Source organism: Neobacillus drentensis (assembly GCF_036962765.1).
Taxonomy (GTDB): domain Bacteria; phylum Bacillota; class Bacilli; order Bacillales; family Cytobacillaceae; genus Neobacillus; species Neobacillus drentensis_C.
In genome coordinates this window covers 1-5,036 of sequence record NZ_JBALOS010000063.1, presented here as the reverse complement: position 1 = coordinate 5,036, position 5,036 = coordinate 1, and the positions used below count along the sequence as shown (strand labels likewise).

Below are 5,036 nucleotides of genomic sequence, written 5' to 3'. Positions count from 1 at the left end.
ACTAAATACACATTATTACGTAAAATATAAATTTGACGTAATAATGTGTATTTAGTAAAATATAGAAGCGGGGTGATTTTATGGTAAACCAATCAAAGCAGCAACAATTCCAAAAACTACAAACGTTACTCAATGAACTTCCATGGTATGTTGATGAATATATCAATCATAAATTACGTAAGCTTTCGACGGCTTCCTTATTCAATTACTGCCATGATTATAAGATCTTTTTCAACTGGATGATTAATGAGCGTCTTTGGGATGGCAGCGTGAATGATATCCCTTTAGAACGGCTAGAGAAAATGACGGTATTAGAGGTCGAAGGTTTTTTGAACTATCTCCACTACCAATTAAATAATAAAGAACTTACTGTAAATCGGAAATTATCGGCATTAAAATCACTTTTTAATTACATGCAGAATATTGCTGAAACTTCAGAACTTAAGCCATATATTAATCGAAATGTCATGGCGAAAATCGAATTTAATGAGGTAAAAGACAGCATGGAAACCAAAGCAAATAAAATGGAAGGTAAAATCCTTCTGGGAGATGAATATGAAAAATTTCGCCTATTTGTCGCTAACGATTACGGAGAATTAAACAAAGACAACAAAAAAATTTATAACTTTTATCAATTAAATAAAGAACGGGATACGGCCATTGTGTCGTTAATCCTAGGATCTGGTCTTCGCCTATCAGAGCTGGTTGGGATTGAATTAGACGATATCGATTTTAGCAAGTACTGTGTCAGAGTCATTCGTAAAGGAAATAAGGAACAATTTGTTTACTTTAGCCAGGTGGCGATGGCTGATCTGCAAGATTATCTATCTATTAGAACGGCAAAGTATCAGGTCGAGAAATCCAATAAGGCATTGTTTATTTCTGCAAAAATGGGTCCTAAAGGTAAATCACGGCGATTAACCGCTCGATCCGTTGAAAAACTGATTGAAAAATATGCAACTGCATTTGGGAAACCATCCTTATCGGTACATAAGCTGCGTCATTCATTTGCAACCAGATACCATGCGGAAATCAATGATGTACCAAAATTAAGACGGCAATTAGGTCATTCATCGATCCAAACGACGATGATATATACCCACATTAAGAATGATGACCTGAAAATAGCAGTCGATAAGATGGATATGCCGAAAGAACAATTGGAATAATAAGCGGACTGTCACATTTATGGCAGTCTTTTTCCACTTTTTATCAGTTTACATAATATTATTATGTAACTAAATAATGAAAATATCTCAGTTCCAAAGTATACTTAAGATAATGAGACAGAACAAATTTTTTATTATTTTTCATTTTCAAAAATAAAAAATGCGTTTAGAAAGCCCTTTGGCCTCCCAAACGCATTTTTTTATCCTATATCTTTCAGTGAATTGTTACCGGTAAATTGACTATTATATAGATCTGCATAAAAACCTTCTTGCGCAAGCAATTCCACATGAGTTCCTTTTTCAATCACACTTCCATTATTCATTACGAGGATTAAACCTGCATCACGAATTGTCGACAATCTGTGTGCAATCACAAAGCTGGTCCTCCCTTTCATGAGATGATTCATCGCCTTTTGAATTTGCACCTCTGTACGCGTATCGACGCTGCTGGTCGCTTCATCAAGAATAAGGATGGCCGGATTTGCAAGGATTGCCCTCGCAATCGTTAAAAGCTGTTTCTGGCCCTGAGAAATATTGGATGCTTCTTCATTTAATATCGTATTATACCCATCAGGTAAAGTTCGAATAAAGTGATCTGCGTTGGCAGCACGAGCTGCAGCCACCACTTCTTCTTTCGTTGCTCCCTCTCTCCCGTAGGCAATATTATCAAAAATGGTACTATTAAACAGCCAAGTATCCTGCAGAACCATACCAAACAAGCTCCTTAGGTGCTCCCTTTTTAATTCTCTCGTATCGATTCCATCAATTAATATTCTTCCAGAATTAATTTCATAGAATCGCATGAGCAAATTAATAAGTGTTGTTTTTCCGGCCCCTGTAGGTCCGACAATTGCTACGGTCTGGCCGGGTTTCACCTCTAATTGCATATCTTTGATTAAGATTTCATTTTCCTCATAACCAAAAGTAACATGTTCAAATGTAACTTCACCCTTTGGCGCAGTAATGATCTGCGCATTAACAGCTTCTGGGATTTCTTCGGTTTCATCCAATATTTCAAACACACGTTCGGCACTGGCGACCGTGGATTGAATAACATTAGCAATTGAAGCAGTTTGAGCAATTGGTTGGGAAAATTGACGAGCATATTGGATAAAGGCCTGAATATCACCGATTTCAATCGCCTTTTTCGTTACCAAGATTCCACCAACGACTGATACCAGAACATAGCCAATATTATTGATAAATGACATCAGCGGCATGATCATCCCGGAAACAAATTGTGCCTTCCAGGCCGATTGGTAGAGAGTTTCATTGATTCCCTCGAATTTTTCAATCGATTTCTGTTCATGGCCAAACACCTTGACTACTTTATGACCAGTATACATTTCTTCGACGTGCCCATTTAGTTTGCCGAGTGATTTCTGCTGTCCTTTAAAATACAGTTGTGACCTTTTGGCGATCTTTGCAATGGCTATTCCACTTAGTGGCAATGTCACAATCACAATCAGCGTCATTAAAGGACTAATCGATAGCATCATAATAATAACGCCAATAATTGTGACAACAGAGGTAATCAACTGGGTTAAACTTTGCTGCAAGGTCGTGCTGATATTATCAACATCATTGACCGCACGGCTGAGGATTTCACCATGGGTACGAGAATCAAAGTACTTTAACGGCAGCCGGTTTAGTTTCTCCTCGACCTCTTTACGAAGGTGATAAACGGTCTTTTGCGCTACACCTGCCATGATAAATTGTTGAATATAGGCAAATATTGCACTTAAAATATAGAGGCCAATGAGTAAAATAATAATTTGACCGATATAATCAAAATCGATTTTAGCCCCGGGGACTCCCCTAAGTTTCATCATCAAACCTTCAAATAATCGGGTCGTAGCCTTCCCCAAAATTTTTGGGCTGACAATCGCAAAGATTGTACTGATTATTGCCGTAATTAAAACCGCCAGAAGCTGTACTTTATAAGGCTTTAGATAGCTGATTAACCGATTTAAAGTTCCTTTAAAATTCTTTGCTTTTTGAACAGGCATACCCATTCCCATCGGGCCAAAGCCACCACCCGGACCAGGTCTGCGTGCCCCCGTATCTTGATTTTGTTTTTGATTGGAATCCTTACTCATGCGATTTCCTCCTCTGACAGCTGTGACAAGACAATCTCGCGATAAACAGCACTCGATTCCATCAAATCTTTATGTTTACCGATTCCACAAATCTCACCGTTATCGAGGACAATAATCTGGTCAGCGTCTATTATGGTGCTCACACGCTGGGCCACGATTAAAACTGTTGAGTTTCCAGTTTCATTTTTAAGTGCAGTGCGAAGCTTCGCATCTGTTTTAAAATCCAATGCCGAAAAGCTGTCATCAAATATATAGATTTCCGGCTTTCGAACAAGTGCTCGAGCAATCGCCAAGCGCTGTTTTTGTCCGCCAGAAACATTTGTTCCCCCTTGGGAGATAACGGCATCAAAGCCCTCGGGCATGTTTGAAATAAATTCTTTCGCTTGGGAGACATCAGCGGCATGTTCAACCTCTTCTGCTGTTGCATCTTCTTTTCCATACCGGATGTTCTCTGCAATCGTTCCAGTAAAAAGGACGGATTGCTGGGGAACAAACCCGATTTTTTCACGAAGTTTTTCTTGCGTCATATACCTGACATCGATCCCATCAACAAGAACTTTACCGCTATCGACATCATAAAAGCGCGGAATCAAGTTAATGAGCGTTGATTTTCCTGAACCCGTTCCGCCAATAATGGCCGTCACTTCACCCGGTTTGGTCGAAAATGAGATATTTGAAATTGCTGGCATTTCCGCCCCTGGATAACTGAATGTTACATCTTGGAATTCAACATAGCCTTTTCCCTCTCCAGTTTTAGATAAGGTTGGATCCTTAATATCTGCTACCGTTTTTAGAACTTCATTGATACGAACGGCAGATACCGATGCCCTAGGAATCATTACAAACATCATCGACAGCATAATGAACGAAAACATGATTTGCATCGCATATTGGATAAACGCCATCATATCTCCAACTTGCATATGACCGTTGCTAATCCGAAGACCGCCAAACCAGACAATGGCAACAGAGGAAAGGTTAAGGACTACCATCATAATTGGCATCATCGCGGCCATGATTTTATTGACCGTAATAGCCGTTTGCGTTAAATCCCAGTTAGCTTCATCAAAACGCTTCTTCTCATGCTCCACTCGGTTAAAGGAGCGAATAACACGAATACCAGTTAAGTTCTCGCGTAAAACCCGATTGAGATTATCTAATTTTACTTGCATCGCTTTAAAAAGCGGAATACCTCTTCTTGCAATGACCACAATTGCCAGCACGAGAATAGGCAAAGCAACAGCAAGAACTAAGGTAAGTTTGGCATCTTTTGAATACGCCATAATAATCCCACCAATACACATCATCGGTGCCATGGCCATCATTCTTAGCATCATCACTAGTACCTGCTGGATTTGAGTAATATCGTTGGTGGTTCTCGTAATAAGAGATGCCGTTCCAAGCTTATCAAACTCATGTAACGAAAAGTTTCCAACATGTGAGAAAATTTTGCTCCGCAATAACTTTCCAAAGCCTGATGCTGCTTTTGCTGAGTAAAAACTAGCTGCAATCGAACAAATCATCCCCCCTGCCGCCACAAGCATCATAAACCCGCCAATTTTCCATATGTACCTCGTTTCTCCTTTAACGACTCCTTTATCAACGATATCAGACATTAACGTTGGTAAATAAAGTTCTGATAATGATTGTAAGAGGACGAGTCCTAAAACCAGATAAATGGCTAATTGAAATGGTTTTAGAAATTTGGTTAATTTGATCAATAGCTTTCAACTCCATTATAATTAATTGTTTATGAGTAACTTTACCT

3 protein-coding genes are annotated in these 5,036 nt (G+C 39.1%); 1 reads left to right on the top strand and 2 read right to left on the bottom strand.

Annotated features, from left to right (window positions below; all coding sequences use genetic code 11):
• Positions 1 to 80: 80 nt before the first annotated feature.
• The gene (gene xerS / locus V7137_RS10030) at positions 81 to 1,169 is read left to right on the top strand and encodes a tyrosine recombinase XerS (protein WP_335697952.1); all 1,089 of its coding nucleotides are present in this window, start codon (positions 81 to 83) and stop codon (positions 1,167 to 1,169) included.
• Between the two features lie 200 nt (positions 1,170 to 1,369).
• Here xerS and V7137_RS10025 read toward each other — a convergent pair whose 3' ends face one another.
• Together V7137_RS10025 and V7137_RS10020 are read right to left on the bottom strand one after the other, a co-directional pair.
• Complete coding sequence (locus tag V7137_RS10025) at positions 1,370 to 3,268, bottom strand: ABC transporter ATP-binding protein (RefSeq protein ID WP_335697951.1); 1,899 nt, start codon at positions 3,266 to 3,268, stop codon at positions 1,370 to 1,372.
• Positions 3,265 to 4,989: an ABC transporter ATP-binding protein gene (locus V7137_RS10020; protein ID WP_335697950.1), complete on the bottom strand. Its 1,725-nt coding sequence runs from the start codon at positions 4,987 to 4,989 to the stop codon at positions 3,265 to 3,267. The genes V7137_RS10025 and V7137_RS10020 overlap by 4 nt, the downstream gene beginning before the upstream one ends.
• Between the last annotated feature and the right edge of the window lie 47 nt (positions 4,990 to 5,036).

Bases quoted from the DNA above. Each gene is read 5' to 3' on its own strand.
- xerS (WP_335697952.1), top strand. From the start codon at position 81: ATGGTAAACCAATCAAAGCAGCAACAATTCCAAAAACTACAAACGTTA.
- V7137_RS10025 (WP_335697951.1), bottom strand. From the start codon at position 3,268: ATGAGTAAGGATTCCAATCAAAAACAAAATCAAGATACGGGGGCACGC.